General features: G+C 69.0%; 19 protein-coding genes. 6 read left to right on the forward strand and 13 right to left on the reverse strand.

Translation table 11 applies throughout. The features are described 5' to 3' along the window. Position 1 precedes the first annotated feature (1 nt). Positions 2-730: a haloacid dehalogenase type II gene (locus tag BM133_RS00715; protein ID WP_093430944.1), complete on the forward strand. Its 729-nt coding sequence runs from the start codon at positions 2-4 to the stop codon at positions 728-730. A gap of 21 nt (positions 731-751) precedes the next feature. Here the strand turns inward: BM133_RS00715 and BM133_RS00720 are convergent, their stop codons facing one another. The 8 genes from BM133_RS00720 to BM133_RS00755 form a co-directional block, all read right to left on the reverse strand. After that, positions 752-2,953: a gamma-glutamyltransferase family protein gene (locus BM133_RS00720; protein ID WP_093430946.1), complete on the reverse strand. Its 2,202-nt coding sequence runs from the start codon at positions 2,951-2,953 to the stop codon at positions 752-754. A 116-nt stretch (positions 2,954-3,069) separates the two neighbouring features. Further along, positions 3,070-3,627: a DUF1697 domain-containing protein gene (locus tag BM133_RS00725; protein WP_093430947.1), complete on the reverse strand. Its 558-nt coding sequence runs from the start codon at positions 3,625-3,627 to the stop codon at positions 3,070-3,072. An 18-nt stretch (positions 3,628-3,645) separates the two neighbouring features. Then, on the reverse strand, positions 3,646-4,059 hold the full coding sequence (gloA, locus tag BM133_RS00730; protein ID WP_093430949.1) for a lactoylglutathione lyase: 414 nt from the start codon (positions 4,057-4,059) through the stop codon (positions 3,646-3,648). A 64-nt stretch (positions 4,060-4,123) separates the two neighbouring features. Beyond that, positions 4,124-4,804 carry a glutathione S-transferase family protein gene (locus tag BM133_RS00735; protein ID WP_093430950.1) on the reverse strand — a complete coding sequence of 227 codons (681 nt, stop codon included), beginning with the start codon at positions 4,802-4,804 and terminating at the stop codon, positions 4,124-4,126. Positions 4,805-4,904: 100 nt separating this feature from the next. After that, on the reverse strand, positions 4,905-5,588 hold the full coding sequence (locus BM133_RS00740) for an ABC transporter ATP-binding protein (RefSeq protein WP_093430951.1): 684 nt from the start codon (positions 5,586-5,588) through the stop codon (positions 4,905-4,907). After that, positions 5,585-7,258 carry an ABC transporter permease gene (locus BM133_RS00745; RefSeq protein WP_093430952.1) on the reverse strand — a complete coding sequence of 558 codons (1,674 nt, stop codon included), beginning with the start codon at positions 7,256-7,258 and terminating at the stop codon, positions 5,585-5,587. The genes BM133_RS00740 and BM133_RS00745 overlap by 4 nt, the downstream gene beginning before the upstream one ends. Before the next feature lie 43 nt (positions 7,259-7,301). Then, entirely contained in the window at positions 7,302-8,360 is a 1,059-nt protein-coding gene (locus tag BM133_RS00750; protein ID WP_093430954.1) for a Fe(3+) ABC transporter substrate-binding protein, read from the reverse strand. A gap of 142 nt (positions 8,361-8,502) precedes the next feature. Further along, entirely contained in the window at positions 8,503-9,051 is a 549-nt protein-coding gene (locus BM133_RS00755) for a PaaI family thioesterase (RefSeq protein WP_093430955.1), read from the reverse strand. A 75-nt stretch (positions 9,052-9,126) separates the two neighbouring features. Between BM133_RS00755 and BM133_RS00760 the strand changes: the two genes are divergently transcribed. The 4 genes from BM133_RS00760 (at position 9,127) to BM133_RS00775 (ending at position 13,234) form a co-directional block, all read left to right on the forward strand. Then, the gene (locus BM133_RS00760; RefSeq protein WP_093430957.1) at positions 9,127-9,582 is read left to right on the forward strand and encodes a MarR family winged helix-turn-helix transcriptional regulator; all 456 of its coding nucleotides are present in this window, start codon (positions 9,127-9,129) and stop codon (positions 9,580-9,582) included. 103 nt (positions 9,583-9,685) lie between these two features. Continuing rightward, positions 9,686-11,047, forward strand: a complete 1,362-nt coding sequence (locus BM133_RS00765; protein ID WP_093430958.1) for an MFS transporter — start codon at positions 9,686-9,688, stop codon at positions 11,045-11,047. A gap of 22 nt (positions 11,048-11,069) precedes the next feature. Continuing rightward, positions 11,070-12,488: an MATE family efflux transporter gene (locus BM133_RS00770; RefSeq protein WP_093430960.1), complete on the forward strand. Its 1,419-nt coding sequence runs from the start codon at positions 11,070-11,072 to the stop codon at positions 12,486-12,488. Between the two features lie 29 nt (positions 12,489-12,517). After that, complete coding sequence (locus BM133_RS00775) at positions 12,518-13,234, forward strand: SDR family oxidoreductase (RefSeq protein ID WP_093430961.1); 717 nt, start codon at positions 12,518-12,520, stop codon at positions 13,232-13,234. A 74-nt stretch (positions 13,235-13,308) separates the two neighbouring features. Here the strand turns inward: BM133_RS00775 and BM133_RS00780 are convergent, their stop codons facing one another. The 5 genes from BM133_RS00780 to BM133_RS00800 form a co-directional block, all read right to left on the reverse strand. Further along, entirely contained in the window at positions 13,309-13,623 is a 315-nt protein-coding gene (locus BM133_RS00780; RefSeq protein ID WP_093430963.1) for a hypothetical protein, read from the reverse strand. Positions 13,624-13,834: 211 nt separating this feature from the next. Then, the gene (locus BM133_RS00785) at positions 13,835-14,584 is read right to left on the reverse strand and encodes an aldolase (protein ID WP_093430964.1); all 750 of its coding nucleotides are present in this window, start codon (positions 14,582-14,584) and stop codon (positions 13,835-13,837) included. Between the two features lie 49 nt (positions 14,585-14,633). Next, positions 14,634-15,275 carry a 2-dehydro-3-deoxy-6-phosphogalactonate aldolase gene (locus BM133_RS00790; RefSeq protein ID WP_093430966.1) on the reverse strand — a complete coding sequence of 214 codons (642 nt, stop codon included), beginning with the start codon at positions 15,273-15,275 and terminating at the stop codon, positions 14,634-14,636. An 8-nt stretch (positions 15,276-15,283) separates the two neighbouring features. Then, the gene (locus tag BM133_RS00795; RefSeq protein WP_093430967.1) at positions 15,284-16,186 is read right to left on the reverse strand and encodes a 2-dehydro-3-deoxygalactonokinase; all 903 of its coding nucleotides are present in this window, start codon (positions 16,184-16,186) and stop codon (positions 15,284-15,286) included. Position 16,187: 1 nt separating this feature from the next. Beyond that, entirely contained in the window at positions 16,188-17,891 is a 1,704-nt protein-coding gene (locus BM133_RS00800) for an IlvD/Edd family dehydratase (RefSeq protein WP_093430969.1), read from the reverse strand. Between the two features lie 185 nt (positions 17,892-18,076). Between BM133_RS00800 and BM133_RS00805 the strand changes: the two genes are divergently transcribed. Continuing rightward, a complete protein-coding gene (locus tag BM133_RS00805) occupies positions 18,077-18,820 on the forward strand; it encodes a FadR/GntR family transcriptional regulator (RefSeq protein ID WP_093430970.1) in 744 nt (247 codons plus the stop codon). The last annotated feature ends 30 nt before the right edge of the window (positions 18,821-18,850 follow it).

Raw genomic sequence — 18,850 nt, forward strand, 5'->3', positions numbered from 1 at the left:
CATGCGCGCTGAATTCGACGCGAGCGACTTGAAGGTCATCGCGTTCGACGTGTTCGGCACGGTGGTCGACTGGCACAGCGGCATCGCCGCCGAAGTCGAGCGCGTGCTGCCGGGCGTGGAAGGCGCGACCTTCGCGCTCGCCTGGCGCGCCGGCTACCAGCCCGCGATGAAGGCGGTGATGGAGCGCATCGCGGCCGGCGAGGGCGGCTTCACGCTGCTCGACGAACTGCACCTGAGCATGCTCGAGCAGGTGCTGCGCGACTTCGACATGGCCGACCGCCTCGACTCGGCCGCCAAGCGCGACCTGAGCCGTGCGTGGCATCGCCTGCCGGCGTGGCCCGATTCGGTGACGGGGCTCACGCGGCTCAAGAAGAGGTTCACCATCTGCACGCTCTCCAACGGCAACATCGGCCTCCTGACCGAGATGGCCAAGCGCGCCGGCCTGCCCTGGGACTGCGTGCTGTCGGCCGAGGTGTTCAAGGCCTACAAACCCGACCCGCGCACGTACCTCGGCGTGGCCGGCGTGTTCGATGCGACGCCGGGGCAGGTGATGCTCGCGGCCGCGCACCATGACGACCTGGCGGCGGCGCGCGTGTGCGGCCTGAAGACCGCCTACATCGAGCGGCCCCACGAGTTCGGCCGCGCGCAGCCGAAGGATGTCTCGCCGCAGGCCGACAACAGCCTGCATGCGCGCGACATCAATGAACTGGCCGACCTGCTGGGCTGCTGAGCGGCAGCCCGGCCCTCTCGGTCAATAGCCGTTCGCGGCGCCCGAGCGGCGGTTGTCCGCAGCGCCGCTGTAGGTGGCGCTGCCGTTCGGGTTCTGTGTCACGGCGATGCCGCTGATCCCGCTCAGGAGCCCCGTCACCAGCAGGTTGTCCGTCGTGTAGCCGAAGCGCGCGCGCATGTCGCCCGCGAGCGGTGCCAACGCCGAGCCGGCCTCCAGTTCCGCATTGCCGTTCTGGCCCGTGAAGTTGGGCGCGTTGACGGCCGCCTGCAGGTCCAGCCCGTACACCACGTTGCCCATGAAGGTCTTCACGATGTAGTCGGGAATCGGCCCGCCCCCCGCCGAACCCCACACCAGCCGCAGCTTGCCGTTGCCGTCGAAGGCGATGGCCGGCGCGATCGAGGTGCGCGGCCGCTTGGTGCCCGCATAGCCGTTCACGTCCGAGCCGCTGAGCGGCGTGCCGGCCGAGAAGTTCGACATCACGTTGTTCAGCATGATGCCGGCCGCCTCGATGTGCGCGCCCCAGTGGGTGTTGATGGTGGTGGTCATCGACAGCGCATTGCCGTAGCCGTCGACGATCGCGACGTTGCTCGTGGTGTTCCAGTCCTCGTCGTGCGCGCTGCCGGTCGCTGCCTTGGCGAGCATCGTCTTGCGGGGCTTGGCCAGCGCGGCCATCGTGTCGTAGCCGGCCGGGTCCGTCGCCACGAAGCTGCCGATGTTGCCCGCGGGCGCGGTGGCGAAGGCGGTCTCGCCGATCTGCGCGGCGCGCTTGTCGAGTTCGATGTCGCTCAGCAGCACCGAAGCGCGCGCGTTGCTGTTCGAATAGGCCGGGTCGCCGATGACCGCGCGCCGGTCGACGTTCGCGAGCCGGCTCGCCTCGGCCGCGAGGTAGACGAAGCGCGGCGTGTCCAGCGCCTTCTCGTCCTGCACCTGCTTGCGCTCCAGGATGCCCAGCGAATACAGCGTGACGAAGCCGCCGAACGAGGGCGCGGGCTGCGTGTAGATGGTCGTGCCGAAGCGCGTGCCGACCATCGGCTTGCGCTCCACCGCCTTGTAGGCCGGGAAGTCGGCGGGCGCCATGAGGCTGGGGATCGACGCGATGGTCGTCGCGGTGCTCGGGCTGCCCGCCGGCCCCGAGTTCGGAAGGATCGACTTGCACGGCAAGCTGTCCAGCGTGGTGCGCTGCACGATGGCTTTCACCGTGTCCTGCGCCGGGTCGTAGAAGGCGGTGGCGCCGCCGTCGCGCACGAGCTTCATGGTTTGCGCGAGCTCGGGGTTGGTGATGAGCGTGCCGATGGGCAACGGCTTCTGTTTCGAGACATCGGCCGGGTCGCAGTAGCGCTTGGCGATGTCCGGGTACTTGCAGCGCGGCGCGCCCCGCACCGTGTTGGCCGAGTTCACCCAGGCGGCCACGCCGGTGCCCGCGGAGACGGGGTTGCCGTCGTCGTCGAACTCGGCGCTGTCGGCGTAGAGCGTCGCGTACATGTACTTCGTCATCGGAAAGCCGTTCTCGGCCAGGCCGATGGCGTCGTCCCACAGCGTGTTCCAGGCCTTCTTGCCGTAGCTGCGGTGCACCAGGTCGAGCACCGCCACCGTGCCCGGAATGCCCACGGCGCGTGCGGAGATGTTGGTGTTGCCCTGCTGCGAGGAGATGCTCGCGCCGACCGTGAGGCCCGACTTGCAAAGGTTGTACGGCGGCGTGGTGGACACGTCCTGCGCGACGGCCTTGTACACGTCGGCCGCGCCGCCGGTGCTCGAGGGCGCGGCGGAAAGGCCGTCGAAGGTGCGCACCTTCTTGCTGGCCGCGTCGTAGTACGTGATGAGCGTGCCGCCGCCCAGCCCCGAGGCGAAGGGCTCGGCCGTGCCCAGCACGGCCTGCACGGCAATCGCCGCGTCGATGGCGCTGCCGCCGGTCGCCAGGATCTTGCAGCCGGCCTTGGAGGCCTCGTAGTGCGCGGAGGTCACCATCAGGTTGGTGCCGGTGATGCCGGCCGTCTGGCCGTGCGGCGCGCCGGCCTGCTGCGTGCACAGGGCGGGATCGAAGCGCACGACCGGCGGTGCGTCGGTGGCGGGCGGGCCGGCGGGAGGCTGTGGCGGGGGCGGCGCGTTGGTGATCGGCAATGGCGCGAAGCCGAACGAGCCGCCGGAGCCGCCGCCGCAGGCGGTGAGCAGGGCCGCAGCGAGGGCGGCCAGGGTGGAGACAGGGAGGAGTCTGGAGGTGTGCATCGTGGAAGAAATGAAATACGCCGACGCTGTACCGGTCGGTCGGCTTTTCAATCTATTGCAACTCGCATGCCACCAAAGTTCTCGCTTTCCCGATGTGCGGGCGTCTTTACAGAAGCTCAGTCTGTCAGCAGCTTTTCCACCGTGCGCAGGTTGCGCGCCGTTGTGCTCGACTTGTAGCGCGTCTTGGCCAGCAGCTTGGCCACGGGCGTGTCGGTGCTCTCGCCGCGCGGGCATTGCCAATAGAGCACGCCCTTGCCGCGCTTCAGGCGTTCGAGCTTCGGGTCGACGGTGCCGGCCTTTTCCATCACCTCGTCGAGCATCGCGGGGTCGGAGCCGAACACGAGGTACGGGTGGCGCTCCTCGTCGATGCGCTCGAAGGGGTAGGCCGCAGCCATGTCGGCCACCTGCTTCTGCGTGAGCAGCACGATCCACGCGTCGTAGCCGAAGCGCTCGCGCAGGGCGTGCTCGATGCGTTTGCGCAAGGCACTGGCATCGCTCTCGCCGGTGTCGAACAGCACGTTGCCGCTCGCGAGCACCGTGCGCACTTCATCGAAGCCGAGCTCGACGAAGAGCGCCTTCAGGTCCGCGCTCTTGATCGTGATGCCATTGACGTTCACGCCGCGCAGCAGCGCGATGTGACGTGTCGTCTTCTTTTCTTTCTTCGGGCTGGCCATGGCGTTACCCGAAGCGCTTCAGCGCAGGCCGGCGCCTTCGGCGGACTCGGCGCGCTGGATCAATTCGATCTTGTAGCCATCGGGGTCGGTCACGAAGGCGATCACCGTCGTGCCGCCCTTGACCGGGCCCGCCTCGCGCGTCACGTTGCCGCCCGCCGCCTTGATCTTCGCGCAGGCCGCGTACGCATCGGGCACGCCGAGCGCGATGTGGCCGTAGGCGGTGCCCAGGTCGTAGCTCTCGGTGCCCCAGTTGAAGGTGAGTTCGATCTCGGCCTGGTCGGGGTTGCCCTTGTCGAAGCCGAGGAAGGCGAGGCTGTACTTGTACTCGGGGTTTTCCGACGTGCGCAGCAGGTTCATGCCGAGCACTTGTGTGTAGAAGTCGATGGAGCGCTGGAGGTTGCCGACGCGCAGCATGGTGTGAAGGAATCGCATCTCGTGGGGCCGTGTGGTTTTATGAAAGGGGGAAGCCGCTATTGTCGGCTTCCCGCCGCGCCGATCAAGCCGCCGCCGTCAGCAGGTGGGACGCGTGGCGCTTGAGGAACTCCATCAGGTGCTGCGGGTACTCGGGCACCACCGCATCGCGCACGCTCGGGCGTGCGGCCAGCGCCTTGCGCCAGGCATCGACCTTGGGCAGCGCGGCGAAGATGCGCGAATCGATGAGCGTGTCGAACACCTCGAAGTAGCGGAACACCGGCGCGAAGACCGCATCGACCAGGCTGAAGTCCTTGCCCGCGAAGTAGGGGCCCGCGCCGAGCGCCGCCTCGACGCGCTCGAACTTGGCGATCAGCGCGAGGCGCTTCTGCTCGAACACGGCGGCATCCTGCGTGGTCTCGTAGCCCCAGAGGTCGGCGAGGATGGCCGAGCCGAACTCCATCCATGCGCGGTGCCCGGCGCGGGTGAGCGGGTCTTCGGGATGCAGGCGCGCGCCGGGTTGCGTCTCTTCGAGGTACTCGCAGATCACGTTGCTCTCGAACAGCACGGCCTCGGTGCCGTCCGCGCGCTGCACCTTCAGGAGCGGCACCTTGCCCAGCGGCGAGATGTCGAGAAACCACTGGGGCTTGTTCGCCAGGTCGATCACGACGCGCTCGAAGGGCACGCCTTTTTCACCGAGCGCGATGGCGGCGCGCTGGACGTAGGGGCACAGCAGGTGGCTGATGAGTGTGAGGGGTTGGGACATGTGGCTCTCCGTCTTATGTTGCGTACTTGGATCGCCGCGATTCTTGCGATCCCGAACAACCTTTTTCCGGAAAGCCCATTCGCCAATTTGGCGCCTTGTGCTAGGCCGTGGTGTCGAGCCAGTGCGTGATGCGCCCGTTGTGCATCACGCCAATGCGGTCGGCCATCGCATGCGCCTCGGGCTCGTTGTGCGTGACCAGGATGGCGGTCTGGCCTGCCTGCTTCAGGATGCCGCGCACCTCGGCGGTGAGGCGTTCGCGCGTGCCGCCGTCCAGGTTGGAGAAGGGTTCGTCCAGCAGCAGCAGCGCGGGTGAAGGCGCGAGCGCACGGGCCAGCGCAATGCGCTGCTGCTGGCCACCCGAGAGCTCGTGCGGATAGCGCTCGCCGGCCTCGGCCAGGCCGACCAGCGCCAGCATTTCGGCCACGCGCGCCTCTTGCGCCGCGCGGCCGAGGCGGCGCAGCCCGAAGGCGACGTTCTTCGCGGCCGAGAGGTGCGGGAACAGCGCGTACTCCTGGAACATCATCCCCACGCGCCGCTGCTCGGGCGGCAGGTGCGTGCGGGCGGAGGAGAGCGCCACGTCGTCCAGGCGGATCGTGCCCGCACGCAGCGGCTCGAAGCCCGCGATGGCGCGCAGCACCGTGGTCTTGCCGCAGCCCGAGGGGCCGAAGAGGCAGGCGATGTCGCCGGCCGCGAGCGACAGCGAGAAATCGTCGACCACGGTGTGCGGGCCACGCGGCGTGTCGTACGCGAGCTGGATCGATTCGAGGTGCAGCGCGGAGCTCATGTATTTTCCGGAACGGGTGCGACCGGCGTCGTGCCTAGCTGGTTGCGCGCCAGCAGCACCACCGGCAGCAGGCCGGCCAGCACGATGGCGAGCGCGGCGATCGCGCCTTCTTCATAGGTGCCGCGCGCGGCCTCGGCGTAGAGCCAGGTGGCCAGGGTGTCGAAGTTGGCGGGGCGCAGCAGCAGCGTGGCGGGCAACTCCTTCATCGCATCGACGAAGACCAGCAGCGCGCCCGCCGCAATGGCCGGCTGCAGCAGCGGCAGGTGCACACGGCGCAGCGTGCCCGCGGTGGTTTCGCCGAGCAGGCGCGAGGCCTGCTCGATGGCGGGCGGAATGCGCGCGAGGCCGGCCTCGATGCCGCCCACCGGCATCGCGAGAAAGCGGATCGCGCAGGCCACGACCAGCACGATGCCCGCGCTCATCAGCGGCAGGCCTTGCCATCCGAACAGCGTTGCGAGCGCGGCATCGAAAGCCAGCGCCGGCGTGAGCAGGCCGATGGCGAGCACCGTGCCCGGCACCGCGTAGCCCAGCGTGGCGGCGCGCGCCTGCCAGCGCGCGCGGTTGGGGCTGGCGCCCTGGCTGCGCGCCGCCCAGGCGACGATCAGTCCCGCGCCCACGGCCATCACGGTGACGCCCGCGGCCAATGCGAGCGTGTTGCCGAGGCTGGCGACCAGCCCCTGCGAAATGCCACCGCCCTGGCGCAGCCGCTTGGCGCTTTCCCAGACGAGGTACAGCGCCGGCGCCACGAAGCCGATCAGCACCGGCAGCGCCGTGACGGCGGTCGCGGCCCAGCCGGCGCCGCCATGCAGGCGCCGCGGCTGCACGGCGCGCATGCGCTGCGTGGAACCGAAGCGCTGGTGCTGGCGGCCGTTGCGTTCGAGCCAGACGAGCGCGACCACCACGAACAGCATCGCGCAGGCGATCTGCGCCGCGCCGGCCAGGTCCGAGCGCGTGATCCACGTGGTGTAGACCGCCACCGTGAGCGTGTTGACGCCGAGGAATTCCGAGGCGCCGATGTCGTTGAGCGTTTCCAGCAGCGCAAGGCTCAGGCCCACGGCAAGGGCCGGCCGCGCGAGCGGCAGCGCCACGCGAAAGAACGCGCCGCGCCGGCTCTCGCCCAGCGTGCGCGCGGCTTCCAGCAAGTGCGCCGGCTGCGTCATGAACATCGCGCGCGCCGTCATGTAGACGTAGGGATAGAGCACGAAGCCCAGCACGAAGATCGCGCCCGGCATCGAGCGCAGGTCGGGCAGGCGGAACTGGCGCGGGCTGTCGAAGCCCAGCACCCAGCGGATCGCGCCCTGCACGGGGCCTATGGGGTGCAGCAGGTCCAGGTACGCGAAGGCGACGATGTAGGTCGGCATCGCGAGCGGCAGCAGCAGCGCCCAGTGCAGCACGCCGCGCCCCGGAAAATCATGCGCCGTGACGAGCCACGCGCAGCCGGTGCCGATCACCAGCACCAGCGTGCCGACACCGGCCAGCAGCAGCGCCGTGTTGAGCGCCGCCTGCGGCAGCACGTGCGCGAACAGCGGCCCCCAGTGCGAGACGCCGGAACCGAACGCGAGCCACGCGAGCGTGAGCACGGGCGCGAGCACGCCGATGGCGATCGCGAACGAGGCAAGGCGCCAGACCGGTCCTGCGGCTTGCAGGGCCGGCGGCTGGCGCCGTGTCATTCGCATGATTCGGGCACCGGCAAGGCGTGCCCTATCGATGGCGTCACTGATCGAAGCCGACCTTGTCAACGAGTGCGCTGGCCTGCTTGCGGTACTTGGCGATCTCGGTTAGCGGCAGCGGATCGACCTTCAGCTCGCCGATGCTCTGGCCGATGATCGGATCGAGCGCCACGCCCCTGCGCACCGGGTACTCGTAGTTGGTCTGCGCATAGAGCGCCTGCGCCGGCTCGGACACCAGGAACTCCAGCAGCTTGACCGCATTGGCGCGCTGCGGCGCGTTCTTCGCCACCGAGGCGCCGCTGATGTTGACGTGCGTGCCGCCGCTCCTGGCGTTGGCGAAGGTCGGGCGCACCACCTTGATCGCATCGCCCCACTTGCGCGCGTCGGTGCCTTCCTTCGCGCTCTTCATCTGGCCGACGTAGTACGAGTTGGCCAGGCCGATGTCGCAGATGCCGCCCAGGATGTCGCGCGCCACGTCGCGGTCGCCGCCCGTGGCCTTGCGCGCGAGGTTGGCCTTGACGCCGCGCAGCCACTGCTCGGCCTTGGCCTCGCCGTCGTGCGCGATCAGCGCGGAGACGAGGGCCGTGTTGTAGGGATGCTGGCCCGCGCGGATGCAGACCTTGCCCTTGTACTTCGGGTTGGCGAGGTCTTCGTAGCGGAAGCTGGTGATCGGCTGGGTCTTGTCCGCGTAGAGCACGCGGGCGCGCAGCGAGAGCGCGAACCACTGGCCGTCGGCGCCGCGCAGGTTGGCGGGAACGGCCGATTCGAGCGCGGGCGATTTCACGGGCTGCGTCACGCCGCCGTCGACCAGGTCCATGAGGTTGCCGATGTCCACGGTCATCAGCACGTCGGCCGGCGAGCGCGCGCCCTCGGCCTTGACGCGCTCCAGGAGCCCGTCCTTCACGAACACGGTGTTGACCTTGATGTTGCTTTGCGCGCTGAAGGCGGAGATCAGCGGCTGGATCAGCGCGGGCTCGCGCGTCGTGTAGAGCGTGAGTTCTTCGGCGGCATGCGCGGGCAGGGCGATGAGGGCGAGCCAGGCGGTGGCGACGCCGGTCAGTGCGTGCGCAGCGCGGGTCGGAGCGCCGAAGCGTTGGGTCATGACAGATCCTCCAGGGCGGTAACGTGTTCTTGGGGAGACACCGGCGGCCGTTGATGGCGACGCCGATGAGAACAATTATCAACAGGCGGGAGGAGGGGGCGCCCTTTGGACTTACAAGCCGAAGGCCTACTGCCCTGCTGCATCACCGGGCCGGAGGAATCTCGAACACCAGGCACGTCGTCGTGGCATGCGCATACAGCGTGCCGTCGGCCCCGACGAGCCGCGCCTCGGCGGTGGCGAGCTGCTTGCCGCAATGGATCACCTTGCCTTCGGCGCGCACCCGCTGCACCTTGGGCGTGAGGCCCTTCACGTAGTTCACGCTCAGTTCGGCGGTCGTGTAGGCGCGGCCGGCCGGCATCATCGTGTGGACCGAGCAGCCCAGGGCCGAATCGAGCATCGTGGCGACCCAGCCGCCGTGGATGGTGCCCAGCGGGTTCAGGTGCTGCGCGAGCGGCGTGCCCTGGAACACGGCCACGCCCTTGCTCACGGAGAGGATCGTGAAGTCCAGCGTCTTGGCGATGGCTGCATAGGGAATCTCGCCATTGAGCATCGCCTGCATCACTTCGAGACCGGTCTTGCCGGCGATCTGTTCGGGGTGGGCGAGGCCGGGGCCGGGGCCGTTGTCCAGGCGGTCGATGATCACGCGCTCCTCGGCGATCCATGCGTCGAGCTGGCTGGTGGGTTGCGTCATGCCTGTATTTCTCCTGGGGGCTTTGGCGGGATGATGAAGTTGCATATGCAATAGTTGCATCTACAATAATACCCCATGGACATCCAGACCAAGCCGCGCGGCTGCACCAGTTTCAAGGTACGACAACTCATGCGTCGCCTGTCGATGCACTACGACGCCGAGGTGTCCAAGAGCGGCCTGAAGACCACGCAGTACTCGCTGCTGTCGCACCTCAAGCGGCTGGGCGCCGTTCGCCCGGTCGACTTCGCGGTCGAGCTCAAGACCACCGCCTCCACGCTGAGCCGCAACATGCAGCCGCTGATTGCCGCCGGCTGGGTCACGCAGAGCGCCGGCGCCGATGCGCGCAGTCGGCTGGTGGCGCTCACGCCCGAGGGCGAGGCCAAGTGGCGCGAAGCCCAGCACCACTGGAAGACCGCGCAGCAGAAGCTCAACGCGCTGCTGGGCGTGGAGCGCGTGCTGGCCCTGCACCAGCTGATCGACGAGTCGCTCGAGCTGCTCGGCGCGGAAGACGCGCCCGACTGCAGCGACTGACCCGGACCGGCCCGCAACATCACTTTCGCCTCACGCGCACAGCTGCGCGCGGCATTGCTTTCCCTTCTCCTCCTCCACATCCCATTCCAACAGCAGAGGCCCCATGTTCGCCACCCAAGTTTCCGCATGGCTGCAGCGCCGCGGCATCCACTACGGATGGATCGTCGCCGCCATCACCTTCCTGACCATGCTGACGATGTCGGCCGCGCTCGGCCTGCCGGGCGCGATGCTGCAGCCGCTCACCAAGGAGTTCGGCTGGAGCACCGAGCAGATCTCCTCGGCGCTCGCGCTGCGCTTTGCGCTCTTCGGCCTCATGGGCCCGTTTGCCGCGGTGCTGATGGAGCGCTATGGCCTGCGCGCAGTGATCTGCACCGGCCTTGCGCTGGTGGGCCTGGGCATGGCGCTGGTCACCATGGCTTCGCAGCTGTGGCAGCTCTTCGTGCTCTGGAGCCTGATGCTGGGCCTGGGCACCGGCATGACCGCGCTGGTGCTCGGCGCGGTGGTGGCCAACCGCTGGTTCGTCGCGCGCCGCGGGCTGGTCATCGGCATGCTCACGGCCAGTTCGGCGACGGGGCAACTGGCGTTCCTCCCGTTCGCGGCCTGGATGATCGAGCACTGGGGCTGGCGCTCGGCCATCGTGCCGATCGTGATCGGCAGCGTGCTGATCGCGGTGCTCGCGCTGTGCCTCATGCGCAACCGGCCGTCCGACATCGGCCTGCTGCCCTACGGCGAGGTGCCCGGCACGCAGCCCGCGGCACCGGCCGCGCCCGCGGCGATGATGAACTTCGCCACGCCGTTCCGCGTGCTGAGAGAAGTCGCGACCAACCGCACCTTCCTGATCCTGGCCGCCACCTTCTTCATCTGCGGCCTGAGCACCAACGGCCTCGTGCAGACGCACTTCATCTCGCTGTGCGGCGACAACGGCATGGGCGCGGTGCCCGCGGCCTCGGTGCTCGCGATGATGGGCGCCTTCGACTTCGTGGGCACCATCCTCTCGGGCTGGCTCTCGGACCGCTACGACAACCGCAAGTTGCTCTTCTGGTACTACGGCCTTCGCGGGTTGTCGCTCTTCTGGCTGCCGCATTCGGAATTCACGATCTACGGCCTGGGCCTCTTCGCGATGTTCTACGGCCTTGACTGGATCGCCACCGTGCCGCCGACCGTCAAGCTCGCGGGCGCGACCTTCGGTCCTGCCAAGGTGGGCCTCGTGTTCGGCTGGATCTTTGCCGCGCACCAGCTGGGCGCCGCCACGGCCGCCTATGGCGCGGGCTTTGCGCGCACGCTGCTCCTGACCTACACGCCGGCGCTGTACGCAGCCGGTGCGGCCTGCCTCGTCGCGGCGGTGATCGTGATGATGATCCGCCGTCCGGCAGCCAAGGCCGGCACGCCGGCTACGCCCGCAGCCGCAGCCGCCGCCGCAGCTGCGACTGCGACTGCGACTGCGACTGCGACTGCGCGCGCCTGATCGACCACCCGAAGGCCCCGCCATGACCACCTCCGCCAAAGGCGAACTCGACCCGCGCACGCGCCGCCTGCTCGAGGCGCCCATCGTGCCCACGCTGCTGCGCCTTGCAGCCCCCAACGTGCTCGTGATGGTGGCGCAGGCCTCCGTCGGGCTCATCGAGACCTACTTCGTCGGCAAGCTCGGCACGGATGCGCTCGCCGGCATGGCGCTGGTGTTCCCGATCGTGATGCTGATGCAGATGACCTCCAGCGGCGCGATGGGCGGCGGCATCGCCTCGTCGATCGCCCGCGCACTCGGCGCGCGCCGCCGCGACGATGCCGATGCGCTGGTGTGGCATGCGGTCGTCATCGCGCTGGGCTTCGGCCTGTTCTTTTCGCTGGCGCTGCTGTTCGGCGGACGCTGGCTCTACGGCATCATGGGCGGCACCGGCCCTTCGCTCGATGCGGCGCTCACGTACTCCAACTGGGTGTTCGCGGGCGCGGTGCTGGTGTGGCTCTTCAACTCGCTCTCCGCGATCATCCGCGGCACCGGCAACATGGCGGTGCCCGCCAACGTCACGGTGGTGGGCGTGGTGTTCCTCATTCCGGCGTCGCCGCTCCTGATCTTCGGCTGGGGGCCGATCCCGGGCATGGGCATCGCCGGCGGCGCCATGGCGCTGCTGCTCTACTACCTGCTGGGTTCCATCGCGCTCATCGTCTACCTGCGCTCGCCGCGCAGCCTGCTCAAGCCGACACTGGCGGCGCTGAAGCTGCAGTGGCCGATGTTCCGCGACATCCTGCGCATCGGGCTCGTGGGCGCGGTGTCGACGGTGGCGACCAACCTGTCGATCGGCATCGCGACCGCACTCACCGGGCACTTCGGCTCGGGCGCGCTGGCCGGCTATGGCACGGCGTCGCGGCTCGAATACCTGCTGGTGCCGCTGGTGTTCGGCCTGGGCGCACCCCTGGTCGCGATGGTCGGTACCTGCATGGGCGCGGGGCAGCGCGAACGCGCGCTGCGCGCCACCTGGGCCGGCGCGGCGCTTGCCTTTGCGCTGACCGAGACCATCGGCCTGGCGGCCGCGCTGTTCCCGCGGCCGTGGCTGCTGCTGTTCGGCAACGACCCCGCGATGCTGGAGACCGGCACGCACTACCTGCGCGTGGTGGGGCCGCTCTACGGCTTCTTCGGCGTGGGGCTCGTCCTGTACTTTGCTTCGCAGGGCGCGGGCCGCCTGCTGTGGCCGGTGCTCGGCAACATCGCCCGGCTCGCCGTGGCGGGCACGGGCGGCTGGCTCGCACTGCGCTGGGGCGGCGGGCTCACCGGCGTCTTCGCGGCGCAGGGCGTGGCGCTGGTGGTGTACGGCATCGTGATCGCCTCGGCGATCGCGGGTGGTGCATGGTTCGGGCGCGTGGGCTGGCCGCGCACGCCCACCGGATTGCTGCGCCGGGTGGCGCAGGCCTGAAACAGTTTCTACACAGCGAAAGGCTTCCCATGAAAATCAAGGACTCCGTCGTCTTCATCACCGGCGCCAACCGCGGTCTCGGGCTGGCCTTTGCCAAGGCCGCGCTCGCGGCGGGCGCGAGCAAGGTCTATGGCGCCGCGCGCGACCCGAAGAGCATCACGCTGGCGGGCGTGACGCCGGTGCCGCTCGACGTGACCCAGCCCGCGCAGATCGCCGCGGCGGTGGCCGCCTGCGGCGACGTCACGCTGCTCGTCAACAACGCCGGCATCTCGCGCGGATCGAGTCTGCTGGGTGCGGGCGCGGTCGATGCGGCGCGCGCCGAGTTCGAGACCAACTTCTTCGGCCCCTGGGCGCTGACGCAAGCCTTTGCGCCGGTGCTCGCGGCCCACGGTGGCGGTGCGGTCATCAACGTGCTGTCGGCGCTGAGTTGGGTGAGCTTTCCGAGCGTGGCGACCTACAGCGCGACGAAGTCGGCGGCATGGTCGCTGAGCAACGGCCTGCGCAACGAACTGGCCGGGCAGGGCACGCAGGTGACGAGCCTGCACGTGGCCTACATGGACACCGACATGGCCGCGCACGTGCCGGGCGCCAAGGCATCGCCCGACGACGTGGCGCGCCAGGCGTTCGCGGGCGTGGAGGCCGGCAGGCCCGAGGTGCTGGCCGACGAGGTTTCGCGCCAGCTCAAGCAGAGCCTGTCGAGCGAGACGCCGGCCTATGCGGCGGCACCGAAACCTGCCGCGGCCTGAGCGCCTGAGCGGCCTGAGCGGCGCCCGCAAGAAAAAACCCGGGCGCTCGGCCCGGGTTTTTTCGTTCTCATCGATCAGTTGCGGTACGGATTGTTGGGCCGGCGGTCGTAGCGGTTGGGCACGCCGTCCCCATCGTTGTCCCGGCGGCCGCCGTAGTGGCGGCGGTCGTCCCAGCGGCGGCCGTTGTCGTAGCGGCGGCCATCGCGGTAGTAGCCCGGGTGATAGTGGCGCGGCGGGGGCGGCGCGTAGTAGCGGCGCGGCGGCGGTGGCGGCACCACGTACACCTGGGCCTGGATGAAGCGTCCGCCGGTCTGGGCTTGCGCCGGTGCGCTGATGGCAGCCAGCGACATGAGGGCGGCTGCGGCGATTGCGAAACTGAGCTTTTTCATGGCAACTCCCGTGGAGTGGTTGGAAGCCTCATCGTCGTTGCCTTGTGTGAACCTTGTGTAAGGCGGAGGCGAAATCGGATGAAGAGCTGTAAGCAGCCCGTAGACGTGTGACGTCAAGTGGGCATGCCTGATCCTAAGGGCTGCGGCATGCGCTGGGCACCGCCGCAGGTGTGCCGTTGGTTGTAGGCCGGGAGGCCGTGCCGGTGTGCGCTCAGGCGCGCGGGGCGGGCAGCATGCGGCGCAGCGCTTCGAAGAACAGGTCCGACTGCTCGCGCTCGCCCTGGATCTGCGCCGCCACGTGCGCGGCCAGCTTCGCATCGACGGGCGCGAGGGGACGCCCGGTCGATTGGGCGATCACCTGGTGCAGGCACGCCCGTTCGAGGTAGTACAGATCGTCGTAGGCATGCGCGATGGTGGCGCCCGCCACGATCACGCCGTGGTTCGCGAGAAAGGCGATGTCCTTGCCGGCGTTCTCGCCCGCCATGGAACGCGCGATGCGCTCGCCCTCTGCATCGTCGAGCGCCAGGCCGTTGTAGACCGCGTCGATCGCGATGCGGTTCATGTAGCGCATCGCATTCTGGCTCGCGGTCGGGTCGAGCGCGCGGTCCACCGTGAGCGTGAGCGCGGTGGCGTAGGGCATGTGGCAGTGCAGCACGACCGCGTGGCCCGTGAGCCGATGCACCGCGCCGTGGATGAAGAGGGCGGTGGGCTCCACGCGATGGCGGCCGGCGAGCACCTCGCCGTGCACGTCGATCAGCACGATGTCGTCGGGGCCGATCTCGCTCCAGTGCAGGCCGCGCGGGTTGATGAGGTAGCGGTCCTGCACGCCCGGCAGCATCACGCTGAAGTGGTTGCACACGCCTTCGGACAGCCCGTGGTGGGCAGCGGCGCGCAGGGCCAGCGCGAGGTCTTCGCGGAGCTTGCGGACGGCGGGGCTGGCGTAGTCGGAATCTGCGGACATCGTGTCTCCTTCGTTTTTCTTGTGAACCGGCAATGGATCAGGCGTGCGATCAAGCGTGGGTGACGCCTGTCCAGGCCGCGATGAATTTCTTCGCATCGTCGCGCACCGCCGGGGCCTCTTTGCCGGGCTTGTAGAGCGCGGAGCCGATGCCGAAGCCGGCCGCGCCCGCCGCGCGCCACTCGCCCATGTTCAACGGCGTGATGCCGCCCACGGGCATCACGGGCGTGCCGGCCGGCAGCACCGCGAGCAGCGCCTTCACCACCGCGGGCGAGGCCAGCTCGGCGGGGAAGAGCTTCAGTCCGGTGGCGCCGGCCGCGAGCGCGCCGAAGGCCTCGGTCGGCGTCATCACGCCGGGCAGGCACACCATGCCGAGCTTCACGGCCTCGGCGATGACCGCGGCGTTGAAGTTGGGCGAGACGATCAGCTCGCCGCCGGCCGCGTGCACATCGCGCACCTGCTGCGCGTCGAGCACCGTGCCCGCGCCCACCAGCGCTTGCGGAAAACGCGTGCGCATGAGCGCGATGCTGGCCAGGGGCTGCGGCGAATTGAGCGGCACCTCGAGCAGCCGGAAGCCGGGCTCGACGATGGCATCGCCAACGTCCGCGGCCTCGGCGGGCGAGAGGCCGCGAAGGATGGCCACGAGCGGCAGGTCGCGCATCGCGGCGTTGAATTTTTCAAGGGGCGTGGTCATGGCTGGATTCAGTGGTTGTCTGCTGCAAGAAAACCGGACAGCGCATGCAGTCCGGCCCAGGTGGCCTCGGCGCCGAGCGTGCGCGTGGCAACGCCGGCGGCGCGCAGGGCCAGGGCGTAGCGCTCGGTGAGCACGGGCGAGCCGATCAGCACCACCTCGCCGGCCGCCTGCAGCGATTGGGTGCGCAGCTCTTCGCCGATCAGGAGGCCCGAGAGGTAGCTGGACAGCTCCTCTTTCGGCATGCGATCGAACAGCGCGAGCGTGCGTGCGCCGAAGGCGTTGTGCAACAGGCCGTGGCCGTTCTCCGATTGGGTCACGCCCTGCAGGAACGCCGCTTCGTCCAGCGGCGCGGCGGCATCGAGCGTGCGCGCGAGGATCGAGTGCTGGCTCAAGAGCGCGTAGAACTCGCCCGTCATGCAGGTGCGAAAGCCCGCGACGCGGCCCTTGCTGACAGTGGCCCACTTGTTGTGCGTGCCGGGCAGCACGAAGAGGCCGTCGCTCGCACCGGTGAGCGCCATGGCGCCGAAGATCTGCACCTCCTCGCCGCGCATCACGTCGGGCACGCCGTCGTGCTCGTCACTGAGGCCCGGCACGATGGCGATGCGCGCACCGGGAATCGCGTCGATGTGGATGATCTTGCGGCCCACCTCGACGCGGCCCGCCGGGCAGGCGCAGTACGGTGCCTCGACCCAGCCCTGCTTGCTGCCGGCCATGCCGGAGATGAGGCAGCGCGCGCCTTCCAGGCGCATCCAGTCGCCGAACAGCGCTTCGAAGACGGCGGGGAATCCGCCTTCGGGCACCTTGAGGATGCCGCGCGCATCGCTGCGTTCTTCGAGCACCTTGCCGTCCGTATCCAGCAGTGCGCCGCGGAGGGAACTCGTGCCCCAGTCGATTGCTACCAGTCTTGTCATCTCAGTGATTGTCGCGCGGGACGAATGCCCCGCGCCGGCCGCGCAGGAAAGCGAGGTCCGCACCCTGGTCGGCCTGCAGCACCGTGTCGACATAGAGCTTCCAGTACCCCGAGTCGAGCGGCGCCTTCGGTGCGACCCATGTCTCGCGGCGCCTGGCCAGCTCTTCGTCGCTCACGTGCAGGTGCAGCTTGCGGTTCGGTACGTCGAGTTCGACGATGTCGCCGTCCTGCACCAGCGCGAGCGGTCCGCCCGCGGCCGCTTCGGGCGCCGTGTGCAGCACCACCGTGCCGTAGGCCGTGCCGCTCATGCGCGCATCGCTGATGCGGACCATGTCGGTGATGCCCTTGCGCAGCACCTTGGGCGGCAGCGGCATGTTGCCGGCCTCTGCCATGCCGGGGTAGCCCTTGGGGCCGCAGTTCTTGAGCACCATGATGCAGTGCTCATCGATGTTCAGGTCCTCGTCGTCGATGCGCCTGTGCAGGTCGTCGGCGCTCTCGAACACCACCGCGCGCCCCTTGTGCACCAGCAGCTCGGGCGTGGCCGCGCTGGGCTTGATGATCGCGCCGTTGGGCGCGAGGTTGCCGCGCAGCACGCAGATGCCGGCCTTGTCCTTGAAGGGATCGGCCAGGGGGCGGATGACCTGCGGGCCGTAGTTCTCGGCATCCTTCACGTTGTCCCACAGGCTCTGGCCGGTGACGGTGAGGATGTCCTTGTGCAGGTGCCGGGCGATCTCCTTGATGACCACTGGCAGGCCGCCCGCATAGCAGAAGTCCTCCATCAGGAACTGGCCCGAGGGCTGCAGGTTCACGAGGCACGGGAGTTCCGAGGCGAGGCGGTCGAAGTCGTCGAGCGTGAGGTCCACGCCGATGCGGCCCGCAATGGCCAGGAGGTGGATCACGAGGTTGGTCGAGCCGCCCACGGCCGCGTTCACCTTGATCGCGTTCTCGATCGCCTCGCGCGTGAGGATCCTGGACATGTTCATGTCCTCATGCACCATGTCCACGATGCGGCGGCCCGCCTGCCGCGCCAACACATTGCGCCGCCCGTCGACGGCGGGGTAGGCCGCATTGCCCGGAAGGCCCATGCCCAGCGACTCGACCATGCAGGCCATGGTGCTCGCGGTGCCCATCGTCATGCAATGGCCGTGGCTCCGGTGCATGCAACTCTCGGCCTCGAAGAAGTCCTGCAGCTTGAGCGTGCCGGCGCGCACCTGCTCGCTCATCTGCCACACGCCGGTGCCCGAGCCCAGTTCCTGTCCGCGCCACTTGCCCGAGAGCATCGGTCCGCCCGAGACACCGATGGTCGGGAGGTCCACGCTGGCCGCGCCCATCATGAGCGCGGGCGTGGTCTTGTCGCAGCCCATGAGCAGCACCACGCCGTCGAGCGGGTTGCCGCGAATGCTTTCTTCCACGTCCATGCTCGCAAGGTTGCGGTACAGCATGGCGGTCGGGCGCAAGAGCGTTTCGCCCAGCGACATCACCGGGAACTCGAGCGGGAAGCCGCCCGCCTCATACACGCCGATCTTCACCTGCTCGGCGAGCGTGCGGAAGTGCGAGTTGCAGGGCGTGAGCTCGCTGAAGGTGTTGCAGATGCCGATGACCGGGCGACCGTCGAACTGGTCGTGCGGCACGCCCTTGCCTTTCATCCAGCTGCGGTAGATGAAGCCGTCGCGGTCGTGGCGGCCGAACCATTGCTGGCTGCGCAGTTCGCTGGCTTTTTTTCGGGGGGGGAGTGCTCATCGGTTTGTCTCTCTCGATTGCCGGCTTCGGTGCGGAACCTCGAGGGTTTGCCCTGCCGGATGGCGTTTCAATCATCATATGATAGGCCTTATGAGCGAGCCGAAGCCTTGATGTTTTCGGCCGCAGGGATAGCAAATTTCGCATCGCACGCATGATCAAGAACATCCACGGCCGCACGCTCGAACTGCTCGGCGAAGCCATCGTTGCCGGCCGCTATGCGGTCGGGGCGTCGATACCGCCCGAGCCGCTCCTCGGCGAGGAACTCGGCGTGAGCCGCACCGTGGTGCGCGAGGCCATCAAGTCGCTTGCGGCCAAGGGGCTCGTCGTCACGGGCCCCAAGGTCGGCACGCGCGTGCTGCCGCAGGACCAGTGGAACTGGTTCGATCCCGACGTCATCACCTGGCAATCGCGGGCCGGTCTCACGCCCGGGTTCCTGCGCGACCTGCAGGACTTGCGGCGCGTGGTGGAGCCCGCGGCCGTGCGGCTCGCAGCCGAGCGGGCCGATGCGAAGGACATCGAAGAAATCGAAAGCGCCTTCGCCGGCATGAAGGAAGCCGTCGAGCACGGCGGTGACTACATCACCTTCGACCTGCGCTTTCACAACGGCCTGCTGGGTGCCGCGCGCAACCGCATGCTCGCGCAGATGAGCAAGGCGCTCAACGCGCTGCTGCGCACCAGCTTCGAGATCTCGGCCGCCAAGGCCGACGGCCCGGCGCGCTCGCTGCCGCTGCACCGCGCGGTGCTCGACGCGGTGATCGCGCGCAACCCCGACAAGGCCGAGCGCGCGGTCATCTGCCTCATCGACGGCGCACGCCAGGACATCGAGGACGTGCTCGCCTCGCGCCGCCGCCTGCCGAAACTCAGCCGCCCGCCGCCGAGACTCAAGGCGGGCTGATCGGCCAGCGCATGCAGCGCTGAACGGGCT

Source organism: Variovorax sp. 770b2 (genome assembly GCF_900115685.1).
GTDB lineage: Bacteria > Pseudomonadota > Gammaproteobacteria > Burkholderiales > Burkholderiaceae_C > Variovorax.